Raw genomic sequence first — 19,401 nt, 5'->3', positions numbered from 1 at the left:
AACACTTTCATCCCAGACGGGAATAGTGTTATTTGTGAAATCGTTAGTGTTATTTATGTTTACATTATGAAAATTCTCCTTTTAGATAAAAATCATCCTCTTATCACCGAGCAGCTTTTGGCAAAAAACTTTATACTGGAAGAAGACTTTACGTCTCCATATGATGAGGTTTGTAATAAAATCGAAAATTACGACGGGATCATCATCCGAAGCAGAATTCCTTTGGACCAGAACTTTCTTGAGAAAGCGAAGAATCTGAAATTTATTGCAAGAGTAGGTGCCGGAATGGAAAATATTGATATCCCTGTAGCTGAAAAATTAGGTATTCAGTTAATTAATTCTCCGGAAGGAAACAGGGATTCTGTGGCGGAGCATGTGTTAGGAATGCTGCTGCTGATTATGAACCGGCTTTTCATTGCTTCCCAGGAAGTAAAAAACGGAATCTGGAAACGTGAAGAAAACAGAGGAGACGAATTGCTGGGGAAAACGGTGGGGCTTATCGGATATGGAAATATGGGAAAAGCAACAGCCAGAAGACTTTCAGGTTTTGGATGTAAAGTGATTTTTTATGATATTCTTCCCGGACTTTCTGACGAATTTGCCACACAAGTTACATTCGAGGAATTGAAAAAATCTTCGGAAGTTATAAGCCTGCACATTCCTCTGACTTCGGAAACACACGATCTTATTGATGAGGTATTTATCGGGGAGATGAAGAATGACTTTTACTTTGTCAATACTGCAAGAGGGAAAAATGTAGAAACGAAAAGTTTAGTTAATGCACTGAAATCAGGAAAAGTAAAGGGAGCCTGTTTGGATGTTCTGGAATATGAAAAGTCATCTTTTGAGCATCTGGAAACTGAAAATGAAGATTTAAAATATTTACTGGATTCGGAAAACGTTATCGTAACACCTCATATTGCTGGCTGGACCCATCAGAGTAAAGAAAAACTGGCACAGTTTATTGTAGATAAAATTGTTGCTTCCTATTGTTAATCAATAAGATTGCCTTTTTGACAATATAGCCGGAGGAGTTTATCAACGAGGGATAAGCTTTTCTGGTTTTTTTGTTGTTCCTCCTTTTTACAATTTTCTCCATTTGTGTTAAATAATTCATAATGTCATGCTCATATTTACTATTTACTTTTGAGTTTTATTAAATTGCCGCTCATTTTTGAATCTCATGACGACGCGTAATTTTCTATTTATTTTAACAGTTCTTTTATCTGTATTATCCTGTAAAAAAAAGTCTGAAGCAAAGACAGCTTCGGCCGAAAATGCAACCAACCTTCCTAATTACGGAAGTGTGGATCTGGGAAATATCTTCAACAAAGCGGACGGGGAACTTTTAAATAAACAGAATACGGTAAATTATATTGACCAGTATTACAAAAAAGTCTGGGAAGCAGGAGATTTAAGTGGTGGAATTCTCGTGGCAAAAGGGGATGAAATTCTGTACGAAAATTACAGAGGCTTCGGAAGAGAAGGAAATCAGATGCCAATTGATAAAAATACACCTTTGCATGTGGCTTCCGTTTCAAAGACTTTAACCGCTATGGCGATGATGAAGCTGGTAGAAGCCGGAAAAATAAAACTTTCAGACCATCTTACCCAGTATTTTCCGGGATTTCCGTATCCTAATGTTACCGTTCAGACTTTGCTGGATCAGAGAAGCGGGCTCCCTAAATATGAATATTTTATTACCAAAATACAACCTGCACCGGCAGAACTATCCAAACCATTTCTTCACAATCAGGATGTATTGGATATGATCATCAAATATAAACCTGATCTGGCCAGAGATACAGATACCGGTTTTATGTACTGTAATACCAATTTTGCTTTATTGGCTTTACTGATTGAGAAAGTGACCAAAACTCCTTTTCCTCAGGCAATGAAGGAAATGGTTTTTACTCCACTGAAAATGGAACATACCTACATTTTTCAGGAAAAAGATATTCCTACGGCTTCACAGTCTTTCTATTATGGAAGAAATAAATTATATCCGCTAGACAGGCTGGATCTTATTTATGGTGATAAGAATGTATATACAACACCAAGAGATCTGTATAATTTTTCGAAAGCAATGTTTTCAAAGAATTTCTTAAAACCAGAGCTGATGCAGATGGTATTTACTCCTTACAGCAATGAAAAAAACGGGATGAATAATTACGGATTGGGATTCAGAATGAAAATTTTTGACAACGGAGAGAAATTAACTTATCATAACGGATGGTGGCATGGAACGAATTCCGTATTTGCTCACCTTCTCAAATCTAAAGTTACCATTGTCGCTATTGGAAATAAATACTCGAACAAAGTATATACAGCACTTGCATTGTCGGGATTATTCGAGGATTTCCCTTTGCAAAAGGATAAGCTTCATACGGTTATGAATGACAATAAAGATAGTTTGAATTCCGGACAGGAGGTTTTTGGAGAATAATGTTTACTTTTGCTTAAACATTTTCATGAAAAGGTTTCTTTTATTATTCGTTATCTGTTTTCTTGTACATTCCTGTGCGAGAGTAGGATCTCCTGTAGGAGGGCCTAAAGATACTCTGGCCCCTAAATTTTTAAGTTCTAATATTGATACGACAAGGATCAATGTGAAAAGAGATATTCATGAACTCCGTCTGGATTTTGATGAATATGTGACCCTGAAGGATATCAATAAAAACCTGATCATTTCTCCACCTATTAAAAATATAAAGCGAATTCTGCCTTCCAATATTGCTAATAAATTTGTATTGATCCAGTGGGCTGATACATTGCAGGCCAATACCACCTATAATTTCAATTTTGGAAATTCAATTGTAGATAATAATGAATCTAATCCGCTCAGGTATTTTAACTTTGCTTTTTCTACCGGAGAAAAGCTGGATGACCTTTACATTAGTGGAGAAGTAAAGGATGCCCTGGAAATCAAGAAAAAAACAGGCAGTAATGAAAATAAACTGGTTGTAGGGCTGTATCAGCTAAAAGATACGATGAACTACAAACAGAAACCTTATTATATCACAAAAGTTGATGATGACGGCTATTATGAACTCAATTACCTGAGCCCGGGTAAATATAAGATTATCGCTTTTGATGACGAGAATGGCAATTCTGTATATGATCCCGGAAAAGAAAAGATAGGATTTAAAAAAGAAGTTATAGATGTTGAGAAATCTATTTCAGGACTAAACCTCAAAGTATATCCTTCTAAAAAACCTTTGAAATATTCAGAAATGAAAGAAGCTCCCGGTGGGGTTCTCATGACGTTTGAAGGGCATCCGTCTGATGTAAAAGTACAGTCTGTAACAGATAAGCTTAAAGATATCAAAGTAACCCACGGGCCGAAATCAGATTCGGTAAGAATTTGGTTTGATGCAGTAAAAGCCGATGTAGGGCAGACGGTAACGGAAAAGCTTTTGTTCAGCTATGATATCGGAACAAAAAAAGACACGGTTTCAGTATTTTATAAATACAATAAGAAAAACGTGATGGATATTAACAGTGATAACGGAGGAGGTTCATTAGAACCTAAAGCTGACTTTAAAATCCTGTCCAATTATATGCTTGACAAAATTGATCCTTCAAAATGGATTTTGAAAAGCGATAGTTTAACGACTCAGGAGTTCACTGCAAAAATTTCGGAAGTGAATCCGTACCAGATTATTGTTCATTCGGATTTTGTAAACGGAAAGAAATATCAGCTGACTATTCCTAAAGAGACTGTATCCTCATTCTATGCTAAAAATACGCAGTCTAAGCGTTTTGATTTTGATGTGGCTAAAATAGATCAGTTTGGAAGTCTTGCTTTCACTCTCTTGAATGGTCCTGCAACCAGCTACTGGATTCAGCTGCTCGATTCTTCCGAAAAGGTAATCTATCAGAAATATACTAAAGGAGATAAAGTGAAATTTAATATCCTGAAGCCCGATGAGTATATTGTCAGAATACTGGTAGATAACAACGAAAATAAATATTGGGATGAAGCTGACTTTGCCACCGAGACCTTTGCGGAAGATGCCTATGTATTCTACAAGAAGGCTATTGTTAAAGGATTATGGGAAACGAATGAAGAATGGGATTTGAAAGATACCCGAACGCTGGATAATCCGAAAGGAACTGCTGTTCCTGCTCCGTCTGCGGCTCCGCCTGTTTCTGCTGACGAAAAGAAAGAGGCTGTTGAACAGAATGTGAAAAAAGAATTGAAATCCGATAATGCTATTGTAACTCCCGTAAAAAAGTAGTAGGCTTATGAAGACGGCAAAAAAAATAATCTTTTGGAGTTTGGTTGCCTTTGCTCTGATCCAGTTTATTCCTATTGACAGGGTAAATAAGCCGGTGGATGTTAAAGTTAATTTTGTAGACTCCAGAAAGACTCCGGAGAAAATTAAAACCTTGATTAAAGGAGCCTGTTATGATTGTCATTCCAACGAAACGATATATCCTAAATATGCTTTTATAGCCCCTGTTTCATGGTCTGTAAAAAGCCATATCAATGAAGGAAGAGAACATCTTAATTTTTCTGTTTGGGAGACTTACAATAAGGATTTAAAAGTAAATATGCTCAGCAAATCCATTCAGGCTATTCAGGCTAAGACAATGCCTATGCCGGGATATATTGTCTATCATCAGGAAGCTAATCTTTCAGATGCTGAAAGATCATTACTGACTCAGTATTTCGAAGAAATGCTGAAATCAAAAACGTATTAACTTTGATCGTAAAAAAACGCTCGCAGATTTTCTAAATCTGCGAGCGGATATATTATAGGCATTACTTATTTAAATAATCCTTGAAAAACTTCTTCTGAGAATCGAAAGCAATATCTTCAGTGTTCAGTTCCCGTAAAGGAATCCAGATCGCTTCTGATATTTCTGAAAGCTCAAGATTCACCTCAAACTTCTCCGCTACACGATATTCATAAAAGAGATCAATTGTGTTGTAATCAATCTCTTTGTATTGATATACATTGGGAAGACTTGTGAGGTATTTCAGTTTTGAAATATCGACATCCAGCTGAAGCTCTTCAAAAAGCTCTCTTTTGCAGGCCTCTTCTGCGCTTTCTCCGGGATCAACAAATCCTCCTGCCAGATCCAGCTTTCCTTTTTTAGGATCTCTGTTTCTTCGGGTAAGATAAATGTCGTCACCATGTCTGATGATTACCGCTACTGCGCCTGCAACATTATTATAGAGTGTAAAGCCACAATTGGGACAGCTCCATTTCTTTTCGCCATCCCAGTGTAAAGATTCCTTGCCACAGCTTGGGCAATATTTCAATAGTTTCATTGAGCAATATTAATATTTCTCGGGTGATAACTCAAAATAACATCCCGAAGTTCTTCCGTTTTCAGGTGGGTATAGATTTCCGTTGTGGTAATACTGGAATGACCTAACATTTCCTGTATGTAGCGAAGATCTGCCCCATTCTGCAATAAGTGTGTTGCAAAAGAATGTCTGAAGGTATGCGGTGATATTTTTTTATTAACCCCTGCTTTATCAGTAAGTTCTTTGATAATAAGAAATACAATGACTCTGGACATGGAAGTCCCGCGGCTGTTTAAAAACAGAGTATCTTCATATTTTTTATTGATTTTACCTTTAGAACGTACATCTTTGATGTAGCTTTCCAGCAATTCGGCTGTATAATCTGCCAAAGGAACGAAACGGGTTTTGTTTCCTTTTCCGTTGACTTTGATATACTGCTCTTTGAAGTTGATATTTGATATTTTCAGATCTATCAGTTCAGATACACGAAGTCCGCAACCGTAGAGTACCTCAATAATACTCTGGTTTCTTTTTCCGAGATCCGTATCCACTTCAATTGCCGTAATGATTTTGTTGATATCATGTAAGCTTAAAGTATCCGGTAGGTACAGCCCTAATTTAGGTCCTTCGAGTAGTGCAGCAGGATTATCATCACGAAATTCATCTTCCAGCAGAAATTTGAAAAAGGCCTTGATGGAAGAAATCCATCTCGCTTGAGACCTTTCACTGAATTTTTGTTTGGAAAGATTGAAGATGTACTCCTGCAGGTTTTCGTAGTCAATAGAATCTGGGCCGACATTTGCCAGATCTTCTTCTGCGTAATCTTTTAACTTTTTAATATCCCGAACGTAGGCGTCGAGAGTATTGTCTGAAAAATTTCTTTCGAAACGAAGAAATATTTCAAAATCTTTGATCTTTTCATCCCAAGTCATTTGTGCTTATTTTTTTAGTTCACAGTCCGATATTTGTTCTATTTCAATATTATGGTTTCTCAAGAACGATATCCCGTCGTCATCCGAATATTCATTAATATACACCAGTCTTGTAATTCCTGCCTGCAGAATCAGTTTACTGCATTCTTTACATGGCGACAGCGTTAAATATAACGTGGCGCCTTTTGCAGACTGAGTGGAAGCTGCGAGTTTTAATATCGCGTTAGCTTCCGCATGCAGAACATACCAGTGCGTTTTTCCCTCTTCATTTTCACAGCAGTTCTCAAACCCCGAAGGAGTTCCGTTGTAACCATCTGAAATAATCATCCTATCTTTTACGATAAGAGCTCCAACCTGTTTTCTCTTACAGTAGGAGAGTTTTGCCCATTCCTGGGCCATTTTTAGATAAGCCTTGTCAAACTTATTCATACCGCAGCATTAGTTTTTCGAAATAATTTGGATTAAAAGCTTGAAAGATTAAAAGTTCGGCTTTCTTTTCTCCAGGAAAGCAGTCACTCCTTCTTTCTTATCTTCCATTTCAAAAAGTTCCCCGAAATACTTGATCTCAGTTTCGAAACCTTTATCCGTGTCAGATAAATTCACGGCGTGGATAGCCTTAGATATTGCCATTGGTGAATTGTGGGCAATAATATTCGCTAATTCTTTCGTTTTTGTTAATAATTCTTCAATAGGGTATACTTCATTAACCAATCCGATTTCCTTTGCTTTTTGAGCGGGAATCATTTTGGCAGAGAAGATCATTTCGTTGGCAATACCTTTTCCTACAAGCTTTGGAAGTCTTTGGGTACCTCCGTATCCAGGGATAAGTCCCAGGGTTACTTCAGGAAGTCCTAATCTGGCGTTTTCCGATGCATATCTGATGTGGCATGCCATAGCAAGCTCTAAACCTCCTCCTAATGCAAAACCGTTGACGGCGGCAATAACAGGTTTAGTCATATTTTCAATTTTATTGAACAGAGCGTTTTGCCCGTTTTTCGCAAGCTCTTCCGCTTTTTCCTGTCCAAAATCACTAAATTCTTTAATGTCAGCTCCAGCTACAAAAGATTTTTCTCCGCTCCCTGTAAGGATAATAACTCTGCAGGTGCTGTCTGCATCAAGCTCATCCAGTGCTGTACTGATTTCCTGAATAGTCTTTGCATTTAGAGCATTTAAACTTTCAGGTCTGTTTATAGTAATGATAGATAATTTATCTTCTTTTTTTAATAATATATTTTCGTAACTCATTTTTCCACTTTAAAATATCATCCCTTGCAAATTATGAATTTTTTACAAAAAAAAGGAAAAAATATTATTTTTTTTTCCTTTTTTTTGATTTATTGTTCGATATGATTATTTCGAATGATTCATCATATTTGCATCAATATTAACATTTAGCTGAGAAGCCACTTTCATGCCAAGCTCTATGTTTGCTCTAAAAAAGTGGCATAGCTGTCGGTTGATAATCTCATCTCTCTTAGGTCCGGTGATTCCATTCATACTTCCGACAATATTTTGAATCAGATGGTTTCTGTCTTCAGTATTCATTGCTTTTGAATACAATAATCCGGGTTGTGTATAATGATCACTATCATTCTCATTTCTATTGTAGCTGGCAACATGTGCACTGTCTAATTCATATTCGTATCCTTTATAGGCTGGGTCAGCCTGGATATCATCAAAACTGTTAGGGTGGTAGTTGGGTTTGTCCTGATATTGGCTTGAATCAGCCATGTAGCCGTCTCTCTGGTAGTTATTCACTGCAAAAGGACACCTGTTTACTTCTAATTGGTGAGCATTTACTCCCACTCTGTACCGATGAGCATCAGGATAAGAGAATAATCTTCCCTGAAGCATTTTGTCCGGTGAAAAGCTAATCCCGTTGATCAGACTGCTTGGTGAGAAGGTAGACTGCTCTACATGGGCAAAGTAATTGACAGGAACTTCATTAAGCTCCATTTCACCTACCTCAATTAAAGGAAAATCATCATGGAACCATACCTTAGTTACATCAAAAGGGTTCCATCTGAAATCTTTTGCCTGCTCCTCGGTCATTATCTGAATATAGAGTGTCCATTTCGGGAAGTCTCCGTTTTCAATAGCGTTACACAGGTCCTCCTGTGCAAAATCAGGATTCTCTCCTGCCATTTTCACCGCGTCTTCATTGGTGAAATTTTTTACCCCTTGTTTGGTTTTAAAATGAAATTTCACCCATACCCTCTCATTATTGTCATTGATCATAGAAAATGTATGAGAACCAAAACCATGCATGTGCCTGTAGCCATATGGTGTTCCTCTGTCTGACATTAAAATAAGAACCTGATGAAGTGACTCCGGGTTTAAACTCCAGAAATCCCACATCATAGTGGCGCTTTTTAAATTGGTTTTAGGAACTCTTTTCTGGGTATGAATAAAATCCGGAAATTTTTTTGCATCCTTAATAAAGAAGACCGGTGTGTTGTTTCCTACAAGATCCCAGTTTCCGTCTTCCGTGTAAAATTTCAAAGCAAATCCTCTAGGGTCTCTTGCTGTATCTGCACTTCCTTTTTCTCCTCCTACGGTTGAAAACCTTGCAAACATTCTGCACGAGTTTCCTACTTTTGAAAATAGTTTTGCTTTTGTATACTTGCTGATGTCATGGGTTACTGTAAAAGTCCCATAGGCACCGCTTCCTTTGGCGTGTACAATCCTCTCAGGAATTCTTTCCCTAACGAAATGTGCAAGATTTTCCTGAAGTATAAAATCCTGTAACAATACCGGGCCTCTTGGTCCTACCGTTTGGGAATCCTGATGCTCAAAATAAGGTGCGCCGTTACTTAACGTTAATTTTTTAGAATCCATATATTGATGATTTGAATAATTGTTTCTTATTTTAAATCTCTGTGTAAAGGTAGTGAATATCAAATTTACTTGAATTTTTAATTGCTAATAGCAAAAACATTATATCTTTGTAATAGATAATATTAATCAAATGAACATTCAGCAACTGGAGTATCTTATCGCTGTTGATAAGTATAAACATTTTGGTAAAGCAGCTCAGGCATGCTTCATTACCCAGCCTACCTTAAGTGCCATGATACAGAAATTTGAGGATGAGCTGGATGTGAAGGTTTTTGACAGAACAACACACCCGATCCGTACTACAGATGTAGGACTTCAGATTATCGATCAGGCTAAAGTCATTATAGAATCGGTTAATGAGCTGAAAAATAAAGCCAATCTTTTGAATAATATTTTAGGAGGAACCATCAATTTAGGAATTATTCCTACCGTTTCTTCTTTCATTTTGCCGACGGAAATCTTTAAGTTCCTTGAAGAAAATCCGAAGATTCAGATGAATGTGAAAGAAATGACAACGGATAATATTATTAAAGCTTTAAAAGCCGGAGAACTGGATGCAGGAATTATTTCTACTCCTTATGATACGGCGGATGAGTTTTATCAGGATTTCCTGTTCAATGAAGAGTTGATGATTTACAGCTCCAATACTGAAGCTAATAAAAAGAATTCATACATTATCCCTGAAGAACTGAATGTTGAAAAGGTCTGGTTGCTGGAGGAAGGAAACTGCCTTAGAAATCAGTTTGAAAACATTTGTCATCTGAAAGAAAATACATTAAAGCCTAAGAATCTGGATTTCCTGGCTTCAAATATCCAGACTTTGGTACATATGGTAGATAAAGTAGGAGGAATCAGTATTTTACCTGAACTTGCTTTAAGCCAGCTTTCGGATGAACAGAAGAAAAATGTCTTCAGATTCAAGAAGCCTTTCCCTTATCGTGAGATCAGTATTATTTATTATAAACCAACATTCAAACAAAAAATCATTGATGAATTATCACATTCTATCAAAAATTCTTTAGAACTTAAATTGAATTATCATGAAAGTCCGAAAGAATTTGTAAGCATCAAGCCACAGTAATCGGGATGCTTTAAAGGGATACAAATCATTAATTTAAAGAAAATTATAATTAGTAAACAAAAATTTTGAGTATTACGAAAATAGTGCTTAAATTTGCTGACGTTTACAGACGAGGAAAAATTTGACCTGATTGCAACCTCTATAAAAAAATGCTAAAACAGTATTCTTTTTCTGGGCAATTTATTCTTATTTTTCGTCAATAAATTTTTTTAATCTAAAAAACAAAGAATAATATGTCTTATTTATTTACATCTGAATCAGTTTCAGAAGGACATCCGGATAAAATTGCCGACCAAATCTCCGATGCATTAATCGACCATTTCCTAGCATACGATAAAAGTTCAAAAGTGGCATGTGAAACTCTTGTAACTACCGGACAGGTGGTATTGGCAGGAGAAGTGAAATCTGATGCTTACCTTGATGTGCAGACAATTGCCAGAGAAGTAATCAACGGAATTGGATACACCAAAGGAGAGTATATGTTCAATGGAGATTCTTGTGGAGTTATCTCTGCCATCCATGAGCAGTCTCCGGATATCAACCAGGGTGTTGATAGAGCTGTAACAGATGAGTCTTTTGAAGCAAAAGCAAGTGCACAGGGAGCTGGTGATCAGGGAATGATGTTTGGGTATGCGACTAACGAAACTGCTAATTATATGCCCCTTGCATTAGATTTAGCCCATACTATTCTTAAAGAACTTTCTGCCATCAGAAGAGAAAATAAAGAGATCGCTTATCTTCGTCCGGATGCAAAAAGCCAGGTAACTATTGAATATTCTGATGACCACAAGCCTGTCAGAATTGATTCTATCGTTGTATCTACACAGCATGACGACTTCGGAACTGAAGAAGAAATGCTGAACAAGATCCGTGAAGATATTAAAAATATTCTGGTTCCTAGGGTTGTTGCACAACAGACTGAGGAAATCAAAGCTTTATTCAACGATCAGATCAAGTATCATATCAATCCTACCGGTAAATTTGTAATCGGTGGTCCTCACGGAGATACAGGTCTTACAGGAAGAAAAATCATCGTTGATACCTACGGTGGAAAAGGAGCTCACGGTGGAGGTGCTTTCTCAGGAAAAGATCCTTCGAAAGTAGACAGAAGTGCTGCATATGCTACAAGACATATCGCTAAAAACTTAGTTGCTGCAGGAGTTGCTGACGAAGTTTTGGTACAGGTTTCTTATGCTATCGGGGTAGCTGAGCCTTGTGGTTTATATATCAATACCTATGGAACTTCAAAAGTAGATCTTCACGATGGGGAGATTGCTAAAAAAGTATCTGCTATTTTTGATTTAAGACCTTATGCTATTGAGCAGAACTTAAAATTAAGAAATCCTATCTATCAGGAAACTGCTTCTTACGGACATATGGGTAAAGAGCATTATGTAGCTGATAAGACTTTCAATAAAGGGCAGAAAAACGAGATTACATTAAAAGATCTTGAGTTCTTTACATGGGAAAAACTTGACAAAGTGGAAGAAATTAAAGCCGCTTTCGGAATTTAATTTTTTTCTTTACAGAATAAATGGCTGCTTTATCTTTTTGATAAGGCAGTTTTTTTTATTTTTACATCTTAATAATTGAAAGATGATGAATTTTCGAACTGCATTTGCAATCCTGTCCCTGTTTTTTCTAAGTACTTTAGTAAAAGCGCAGTTAACCATGCATAAGATGATTAGTGTAGGATATACCTATCAGAATCAAAGCTTTGGGGAGCTTGGAGGTAAATTGCTTTTTCTTAAGAATGATGATGTTATTTACAGGTTAGGTGGATCTGCATTAATGGGAGTTGCAGATTCAAAGTTTGCCATCATGCCAAAATTACAGGCGGATGTATTGCTTAACTTTGAAAAGAACGTGGATTTTTACCATTCATATTACTTTCTGGTAGGAGCTGAAGGTACCAATAAATATATTGCTCCGAAAATTGGAGTTACCTTATTCGGAATGTTAGACCTTACAGGCGGATATGCTTTTCCTATCGGAGATACCCGTTTAAACGGAAAGGAAATGAAAGGGTTGAATATTAATTTTACATTAAATATCCCTACTGTGTTTATTCATGACATGTTTAAGTGATTTTTATTAAATTTTTATTGCAAAAATTTAATAATTGATTAACAGTTATTAAAAAATTATTATATTTACGTCATAATATAATTGTGCCGCCTATCGAAGAGACTCTACTCTGAAGAACTGTTTTGTGTATACAGCAAAAGCCAGATAATGTATCTGGACGAGGGCTGGTCTGCAAATATTATATTGAGAAGAGTTATGAAATCAAAATCGGATAGTTTACTAATTTCGCTTTATCAGAAAGGCGACGAGGGCGCATTATCGACCCTTATTCACCGCCATCAGAGAGAACTGTTTACATTCATTTTTTATAAAATTAATGATGAAGATTTAGCCAACGATATTTTTCAGGATACCTTTATGAAAATTATTGTGATGCTAAAAGAAGGACGTTATAACGAGGAAGGTAAATTCATTCTTTGGGCTAAGAGAATTTCTCACAATTTAATCATTGACCATTTTAGATCAAAAGCCAAGAACATCAAAGTTTCAGAGACTACTTTTGAAACAGATGAATATTCTATTTTTGATTTAATCAGAGAGCCTTCTGAGAATATTGAAGATCAGCTTGTAACCAATCAAATTCAGGAAGACCTGTTGAGAATGTTGCAGTTTCTTCCTAAAAACCAACAGGAGGTGATAAAACTAAGATTTTTCGACGGGCTCAGCTTTAAAGAAATCGCCGATCATACGGATATGAGTATTAATACTACCTTAGGTAGAGTACGTTACGCTTTAATAAACCTGAGAAAAATCATGGATGAAAATAATATAATATTAACCAGATAGATAATATTTCATAAAAATTCACGTTGTAAGGAAAACATGCTTCGCCTATGAAAAAAAATGATTCCTTAAAAGTGAAAACTTTGAAACCAAAAAAACAAACCATAGATTTCTTGCTGAATTTTTCCAAAAGTCTTGATGTAATCAAGAGCAAGACTAAGAATTATACGATCTTAAAAAATTAAAAATCACTATCTTTGTGCTGTATGAAAATGCAGCACGTTTTTTTTGATCTGGACAATACGCTCTGGGATCATCGCAGAAATGCCTATCTGACCATCAAGGAACTTTTTGAAAAACAGGAAGTAACTTCAAAGTACAATATAGACTTTGAAGCGTTTCACGCTGTTTACCATGAGATCAACGAAGATCTCTGGGAAAAAATAAGAGATGGGATTATAGGTAAAGAGTACCTGAGAGAACATCGATTCTATGACTCTTTTAAACATTTTGGAGTAGATAATAAAGAGCTTGCTCTTTATTTTGAAGAGCATTTCCTGGATAATATCGTAAGCTATAATGAACTCGTAGAAGGTGCGGAAGATATTCTTAATTATTTAAAAGCTAAGAATTATACGTTGCACATTATTTCTAATGGCTTTCAGGAGGTTACGGAAAGGAAATGTACACTATCCGGTATTGCCCCTTATTTTGAAACAATTACCAGTGCAGATGCTGTGGGCGTAAGAAAACCCAATCCTAAGATTTTTGAATATTCTCTGGGTTTGTCTGATGCACGAAAAGAAGAAAGTATTCTGATTGGGGACGACTGGATTGCTGATGCAATGGGAGCCACAGATTTCGGAATGGATGCTATCTTTTTCGATGTCTATAAGGAAGATAAGCAGAAGGAAGGCATAAAAGCAATCACTCATCTTCAGCAGATCAAGGAATACCTTTGATTTTTCAGCTCAGCTGAAAAGCTGCAGAAGCCTGCTGTTCAGGCTTTTGAAACGGATTATACAAAAATACCCCCGACATTATAACTTGGCCGAGTGGATAATACAGGATTATTCGTTAAGAATAAAATGATAGGTATTCAAAAAACGGTCTTCAATAATGGTGGGTATTTTACCTGTTTTTTTTGCTCCGCACTTTTCATAAAAGCCATCCGCATTAGGATCAGCAAAAAGCTCAATATATTTATAATGCAATGCCCGGGCAACTTCTTTTGCCTTTAGTATCATGTCTGTACCTAATCCTTTGCCGTGATATTGGGGTAAGATCCACATGCCGTCCAGTTCGGTATACATTCCATGGTCTTTCAAAGAAAAATAACCTATAAAATCATTCTCAAAGAAACCTTTATATATGACATGATTCTTAAAGTTGTCAGGAGTTACAGTTAAGTCATCATGCCATTGTTCAAGCAATTCTTTGGAGTAGCCCCAATGGCCTTTCGCAATTCTTGCTGTTTCGGAAAGAAGTTCACAATCCTTTGGGGTTGCTTTTTCATATACTGGTTTCATAAAACAAACTATAGTAGTTGCATAAAGGTACACAAAATTTGTTATTTCTTCTTTTTACTACTGACTTGTATCCATCCGTTTTTTTCCCAATTCTTTCCCAAATTGATTGTGATCTTTGCTTCAGAATATAGATTAAAAAACTTAAGGTTATGAAAAATGTAAAGAAAATCACAAACGTATTTATTTTAATTTTCTTGCTGACGGGAAGCTTTACTCTGGCACAAGACAGAGCTATTCATCCTAATAAACTGCCGAAAACTGCCAAAGTATTTTTAGCAGCTCATTTTAAAGGAATATCCGTAAGCTCAGCTATAGAAGACAGAGAAATTTACGGAGTAGATGAATACAAAGTGTATTTGAGAAACGGAATGAAAGTGGAATTTGATAGTCATGGAAACTGGAAGGAAGCAGACGGGAAACATCAGAAGTTGCCCTACGGTTTTATTCCTGTAGCTATCAGAAATTACACTGTAAGAAACTTCCCGAATACGTATATCGTTAAGATAGAAAAAAAGAGGTGGTCTTACAACGCTGAATTATCCAATGGATTGGAAGCAGAATTTGACCGAAGCGGGAATTTTAAGAAAATTGATGACTAATTCATTATTAAAGTTTAACACTAAAATTTAACATTATGGTCAACTGGAGTGTAATAAGAAGTAACGGAAGAAAAATGGCTTCCAGCAAGATTAGAAAAAGTATTGTCTCTTTTATGACAAAGCATCATCCGTGTAGTGTAGTTAAATCTATTGAGAAAAAATATAATGCCTATAAAATTCATCTGATGAACGGGCTGTGTCTTATTTTCGATGCGGACGGACGCCATGTGAAAACAACTTAACGGATGATGAAAGAAAGTCTGGGGAATGAAGCCGTCGATTACCTGTATATGGCAGACATTGTATCAGTACTGTATCATATTGTTTTGTTACTGATGATGTATTCATAAGCTTTCAGGAGTATCTGGCTTCACTTCTCAATATTCCTTGATAATTTTATATATTTGATCGTATTTAAAGTAAAATAAATCCAGTCATATGAAGATTTTAATAGTAGAAGATGAACCGGAATTAAAAGAAACTGTACAGAAATTTCTGGAAGCAGAGCAGTTTATTGTAGAATATGCCCATAATTACAGTACAGGTCTGGATAAAATTATTTCTTATGAATACGACTGTATTCTTCTTGATATTATGCTGCCGGACGGAAGCGGTATCGATTTACTCAGAGAATTAAAAAAACTGCACAAAAAAGATCCTGTGATCATCCTTTCTGCCAAAGATTCGGTGGATGATAAAGTGACCGGTCTGGAAATAGGCGCAGATGATTACCTGGCAAAACCCTTTCATCTTGCAGAACTGATGGCCAGAATAAGGTCTGTGATCAGGAGAAACCATCAGGACGGGGAAAATAAGATCACTTATAAAAACATCAGTATTGATCCTGATAACAGGAAAGTAACGGTAGGTAAAAAAGAGCTTGTTCTCAATCGCAAAGAGTATGACCTTCTGTACTATTTTGTTATTCATCCGGAAAAAACACTGCAGAAAACTACACTGGCTGAAGCGATCTGGGGAGATTATATCGACCAGGCTGACAGTCTGGATTTTATTTATTCACAAATTAAAAACCTTCGTAAAAAATTAAAGACTTTTCATGCAGAAGCCGATTTTCAGGCTGTATATGGAATAGGATATAAATTTATCTGATGAAAGTTTCATTAAAATATTACACCATAAAGTACCTGATTATGGTCCTGCTGTTAATTATTGCAGTTTGGGCGGGGCTGTTTTATGCTTATATTCTGGATGAGGTTCATGATAATGTAGATGATGGGTTAAGAAACAGAAAGATACAGATTATTAAGGCGGTGTATCTGAATCCGCAATTGTTGAAGAACAATGATTTCGGATTCAATGAATTTAAAATTATACCTATTAAGGCTGGTGAGTATAAAAATAAAAGCAGGCTTTACAATAAGATGTATTATATGGAATACGATGATAAAGATCAGCCATATCGTGTACTGGAAGCCGATTTTATTGATCAGTTCAGGAAGCATCAGAGACTGGTCATCAGAACTTCTACTGTGGAAGAAGATGAGTTGATCTATGATCTGACAACAGCCTTAATTGTTCTCTATATTCTCTTAGTGATAAGTATTGTAGCCGTAAACGGATATCTGCTTAATAAAGCCATGCGCCCGTTTTATTCCATTCTGCAAAAACTTAAACAATATCAGTTTGGAATTCCGTCAAAGAAGGAAAACACGGAGTATTCCATCAAAGAATTCGGAGAACTCAACACAGAGATTAATGAGATGATTGAACGTAATGAGCTTGTATTTTATCAGCAGAAACAGTTCATTGAAAATGCCTCTCATGAACTTCAGACTCCTTTAGCTATTGTAATTAATAAAATTGATCTCCTTATTCAGAATGAAGATCTTGAAGAAAGAAGCCTGAATTTTCTTACCGAAGTAAAAGGAGATATGAGAAGAATGGTAGGGCTGAACAAATCATTGCTCATGCTTTCCAAAATAGAGAACAGCCAGTTTCATAAAACATCAGGGGTTGATTTTAATGAGGCTATTGGCCATCTGGTTCAGAATTATGAAGATTTTATAGAATTTAAAAAAGTGAATGTTCGTATAGTGGAAAAAGGATATTTTATAGCGGATTTTAATCCTGATCTTGCTGATATCCTGTTGTCTAACCTTCTTAAAAATGCGGTTAAGTATAATCATGAAAACGGCAGTTTAGACATTGTCATTGAAAATGATATGATCGCCTTTAGAAATACCGGTTCATCAGTTCCCTTAGATCCGGAAAAAATTTTTAACCGTTTCTATAAACAGGGCTCTGATCATACCTCTACGGGTTTGGGGCTGTCCATTGTTAAAACAATTGCAAAGCAGTATCCGGGCTGGGATGTGAGTTACGAATTTGAAGAAGGAAAACATTGTTTTATCCTTACAAAGAATACAACGTGATAAAAACAATTCCTTCAGCTCTGATGATATAAAGAAAAAGCTGTATCACCTTTGATACAGCTTTTTTATGATACAGCGTTCAGGATTACAATCCTAAGCTTGTTCTTACTCTTTTAAGAGTTTCCATAGCGATTGGACGGGTTTTCTCTGCTCCCTGTTGCAGTTTAGCTTCCAGTTCATCAAGGTTGTTCATATAATAAGAGAATATTTCTCTTTCTTTAGCAAAACGTCCCAGAATAAGATCTAAGAGCTCTTTTTTGGCATGGCCGTATCCGAAGTTACCGGCAAGATATTTTGCTCTCAGTTCTTCTGTTTGTTCAGGTGTTGCAATCAGCTCATAAATCTGGAAGGTCTTATCTGTTGCAGGGTCCTTAGGTTCTTCTAAAGATTTTGAATCTGATTCAATGCTCATCACCTGTTTTTTTAGTTCCTTTTCCGGAAGGAAAATATTAATGATGTTTCCCATGGATTTAGACATTTTGCGTCCGTCTGTTCCCGGAACATATTTTGTGTCCTGCTGAAGCTCTGCCTGCGGTAATACAAGAACTTCACCCATCTGATTATTAAATCTGGAGGCTACATCTCTCGCAATTTCCAAATGCTGAAGCTGATCTTTCCCTACAGGAACAATTTCAGCATCATATAATAAAATATCTGCTGCCATCAGAATAGGATAAGTAAATAATCCTGCATTGACGTCATGAAGACGGTCTGCCTTATCCTTAAATGAGTGTGCCAATGTTAATCTTTGATAAGGAAAAAAACATGATAAATGCCAAGATAGTTCACAGGTTTCAGCAATATCGCTTTGTCTGTAGAAGAATGTTTTTTCGGTATCTAATCCACAAGCAAGCCAAGCCGCAGCAATCTCGTAGGTGTTCTGTCTCAAAGTCTGCGCATCCTTAATCTGTGTAAGAGTGTGAAGATTCGCAATAAATAAGAATGATTCATTTCCTTCCTGCTTTGAAAGTTCAATCGCGGGAATAATAGCCCCTAATAAATTTCCAAGATGGGGGGTTCCGGTGGCTTGAATGCCGGTAAGAATTCTTGACATTTGTTTATAATTTATATTTAAAAATTCATGAATTGCAAATTTACGAGGTTTAATGGGAATAATGAATTAAAAGAGCAAAAGATTGTCTTCAAAATTTCAATATAGGCTCAGTTCGATTAATAGAGGCGGGCTTTAGGCCGCCTTATAATAAAGAAACCATTTCATTGGCTTTAGCCCAAACTTAAAAATAGACTCCTGCAGATTTTTATCATAATGATGTATGAAAGTGTGTGTAATCCGTGGTTAAAAAGATTAAGGAATTACAACCTTCTCCCCTCCAAATTTTGGTTCTACTCCAAAGATTAAATCCCAGTATACTTTTGCTTTGGCCAGATATTCTCTCATATTGGTCTTTAATCCTGCGTATTTATTAACATCTGCGGCATTGTATCCGAAAGCCTGAATTCCATTTTGTTTAGCCAGAAAAACAGCTCTTTCATTATGGAATTTCTGAGAGATGATGATCAGCTTCGTCTGTCCGAAAATATCTTTAGCCCGTATTACAGAATCAAGCGTTCTGAATCCGGCATGGTCCAGGATGATTTTATCCTGCGGAACTCCCTCCTGAATCAGGGCAGTCTGCATATCTTCCGGCTCATTATAATCCTTGGTACTGTTGTCCCCGCTTACGATAATGTACTGTATTTTTCCACTCTTGTAAAGATCGGTAGCTGCTTTTATCCGGTTGTAGAAATAAGCATTAGGTGTTCCGTTATTTAATGTTTTACTGGTTCCCAGCAGTACTGCTGTTTTTGCTTCCGGCACGTCAGCAATAGCAAAGGAAACCAATGCTTCGCTGTCCTTTTTAATACTGTAATTCGCCCAGGCGATAAAAATAATTCCCGCCACAAAGAGAAGCAGGAAAAATTTTAAAATATTTTTAATTATTCTTTTCATCAGGATA

The 19,401-nt window shown here is 36.4% G+C and carries 21 protein-coding genes; 13 read left to right on the top strand and 8 right to left on the bottom strand.

Annotated elements, in window-relative coordinates:
• The first annotated feature begins 66 nt into the window (after positions 1-66).
• The 4 genes from JO178_RS06165 to JO178_RS06150 all read left to right on the top strand — a co-directional run bounded on the left by JO178_RS06165 (position 67) and on the right by JO178_RS06150 (position 4,707).
• Entirely contained in the window at positions 67-996 is a 930-nt protein-coding gene (locus JO178_RS06165; protein WP_291933141.1) for a 2-hydroxyacid dehydrogenase, read from the top strand.
• Between the two features lie 187 nt (positions 997-1,183).
• On the top strand, positions 1,184-2,446 hold the full coding sequence (locus JO178_RS06160; RefSeq protein ID WP_291933139.1) for a serine hydrolase domain-containing protein: 1,263 nt from the start codon (positions 1,184-1,186) through the stop codon (positions 2,444-2,446).
• A gap of 25 nt (positions 2,447-2,471) precedes the next feature.
• Entirely contained in the window at positions 2,472-4,241 is a 1,770-nt protein-coding gene (locus tag JO178_RS06155) for an Ig-like domain-containing protein (protein ID WP_291933137.1), read from the top strand.
• 7 nt (positions 4,242-4,248) lie between these two features.
• Positions 4,249-4,707: a heme-binding domain-containing protein gene (locus JO178_RS06150; protein ID WP_291933136.1), complete on the top strand. Its 459-nt coding sequence runs from the start codon at positions 4,249-4,251 to the stop codon at positions 4,705-4,707.
• 61 nt (positions 4,708-4,768) lie between these two features.
• Here the strand turns inward: JO178_RS06150 and JO178_RS06145 are convergent, their stop codons facing one another.
• The 5 genes from JO178_RS06145 to JO178_RS06125 all read right to left on the bottom strand — a co-directional run bounded on the left by JO178_RS06145 (position 4,769) and on the right by JO178_RS06125 (position 9,030).
• On the bottom strand, positions 4,769-5,281 hold the full coding sequence (locus JO178_RS06145) for an NUDIX domain-containing protein (RefSeq protein ID WP_291933134.1): 513 nt from the start codon (positions 5,279-5,281) through the stop codon (positions 4,769-4,771).
• Positions 5,278-6,192, bottom strand: a complete 915-nt coding sequence (gene xerD / locus JO178_RS06140) for a site-specific tyrosine recombinase XerD (RefSeq protein WP_291933132.1) — start codon at positions 6,190-6,192, stop codon at positions 5,278-5,280. The genes JO178_RS06145 and xerD overlap by 4 nt, the downstream gene beginning before the upstream one ends.
• A gap of 6 nt (positions 6,193-6,198) precedes the next feature.
• On the bottom strand, positions 6,199-6,621 hold the full coding sequence (locus tag JO178_RS06135; RefSeq protein ID WP_291933130.1) for a dCMP deaminase family protein: 423 nt from the start codon (positions 6,619-6,621) through the stop codon (positions 6,199-6,201).
• A gap of 48 nt (positions 6,622-6,669) precedes the next feature.
• Positions 6,670-7,437, bottom strand: a complete 768-nt coding sequence (locus tag JO178_RS06130) for an enoyl-CoA hydratase-related protein (RefSeq protein ID WP_291933127.1) — start codon at positions 7,435-7,437, stop codon at positions 6,670-6,672.
• Positions 7,438-7,542: 105 nt separating this feature from the next.
• On the bottom strand, positions 7,543-9,030 hold the full coding sequence (locus JO178_RS06125) for a catalase (RefSeq protein ID WP_291933124.1): 1,488 nt from the start codon (positions 9,028-9,030) through the stop codon (positions 7,543-7,545).
• A 130-nt stretch (positions 9,031-9,160) separates the two neighbouring features.
• On the opposite strand from JO178_RS06125, the gene JO178_RS06120 reads away from it, so the two are divergent.
• The 5 genes from JO178_RS06120 to JO178_RS06100 all read left to right on the top strand — a co-directional run bounded on the left by JO178_RS06120 (position 9,161) and on the right by JO178_RS06100 (position 13,884).
• Entirely contained in the window at positions 9,161-10,111 is a 951-nt protein-coding gene (locus JO178_RS06120; protein WP_291933122.1) for a LysR substrate-binding domain-containing protein, read from the top strand.
• 233 nt (positions 10,112-10,344) lie between these two features.
• Positions 10,345-11,625 (top strand): methionine adenosyltransferase, encoded by a 1,281-nt coding sequence (gene metK, locus JO178_RS06115; protein WP_291933120.1) that lies wholly within the window; start codon positions 10,345-10,347, stop codon positions 11,623-11,625.
• An 82-nt stretch (positions 11,626-11,707) separates the two neighbouring features.
• A complete protein-coding gene (locus JO178_RS06110; RefSeq protein WP_291933118.1) occupies positions 11,708-12,199 on the top strand; it encodes a hypothetical protein in 492 nt (163 codons plus the stop codon).
• Positions 12,200-12,394: 195 nt separating this feature from the next.
• Entirely contained in the window at positions 12,395-12,985 is a 591-nt protein-coding gene (locus JO178_RS06105) for a sigma-70 family RNA polymerase sigma factor (protein ID WP_291933431.1), read from the top strand.
• Positions 12,986-13,188: 203 nt separating this feature from the next.
• Positions 13,189-13,884: a YjjG family noncanonical pyrimidine nucleotidase gene (locus tag JO178_RS06100; RefSeq protein WP_291933116.1), complete on the top strand. Its 696-nt coding sequence runs from the start codon at positions 13,189-13,191 to the stop codon at positions 13,882-13,884.
• Between the two features lie 108 nt (positions 13,885-13,992).
• Here JO178_RS06100 and JO178_RS06095 read toward each other — a convergent pair whose 3' ends face one another.
• On the bottom strand, positions 13,993-14,451 hold the full coding sequence (locus tag JO178_RS06095; RefSeq protein ID WP_291933114.1) for a GNAT family N-acetyltransferase: 459 nt from the start codon (positions 14,449-14,451) through the stop codon (positions 13,993-13,995).
• 149 nt (positions 14,452-14,600) lie between these two features.
• On the opposite strand from JO178_RS06095, the gene JO178_RS06090 reads away from it, so the two are divergent.
• The 4 genes from JO178_RS06090 (at position 14,601) to JO178_RS06075 (ending at position 17,443) form a co-directional block, all read left to right on the top strand.
• A complete protein-coding gene (locus tag JO178_RS06090) occupies positions 14,601-15,050 on the top strand; it encodes a PepSY-like domain-containing protein (protein WP_291933112.1) in 450 nt (149 codons plus the stop codon).
• 35 nt (positions 15,051-15,085) lie between these two features.
• Complete coding sequence (locus JO178_RS06085; RefSeq protein ID WP_291933111.1) at positions 15,086-15,292, top strand: hypothetical protein; 207 nt, start codon at positions 15,086-15,088, stop codon at positions 15,290-15,292.
• Positions 15,293-15,488: 196 nt separating this feature from the next.
• Positions 15,489-16,160: a response regulator transcription factor gene (locus JO178_RS06080; RefSeq protein ID WP_291933110.1), complete on the top strand. Its 672-nt coding sequence runs from the start codon at positions 15,489-15,491 to the stop codon at positions 16,158-16,160.
• On the top strand, positions 16,160-17,443 hold the full coding sequence (locus JO178_RS06075; RefSeq protein WP_291933107.1) for a HAMP domain-containing sensor histidine kinase: 1,284 nt from the start codon (positions 16,160-16,162) through the stop codon (positions 17,441-17,443). The genes JO178_RS06080 and JO178_RS06075 overlap by 1 nt, the downstream gene beginning before the upstream one ends.
• An 85-nt stretch (positions 17,444-17,528) precedes the next feature.
• Here JO178_RS06075 and trpS read toward each other — a convergent pair whose 3' ends face one another.
• Entirely contained in the window at positions 17,529-18,497 is a 969-nt protein-coding gene (gene trpS, locus JO178_RS06070) for a tryptophan--tRNA ligase (RefSeq protein WP_291933106.1), read from the bottom strand.
• Positions 18,498-18,749: 252 nt separating this feature from the next.
• The gene (locus JO178_RS06065; protein ID WP_291933104.1) at positions 18,750-19,394 is read right to left on the bottom strand and encodes an ElyC/SanA/YdcF family protein; all 645 of its coding nucleotides are present in this window, start codon (positions 19,392-19,394) and stop codon (positions 18,750-18,752) included.
• Between the last annotated feature and the right edge of the window lie 7 nt (positions 19,395-19,401).

It is taken from the genome of Chryseobacterium sp. (assembly GCF_019236175.1).
Lineage (GTDB): Bacteria > Bacteroidota > Bacteroidia > Flavobacteriales > Weeksellaceae > Chryseobacterium.
The sequence above is the reverse complement of the archived record's forward strand: the minus strand, read 5'-3'. Positions and strand labels throughout refer to the sequence as shown.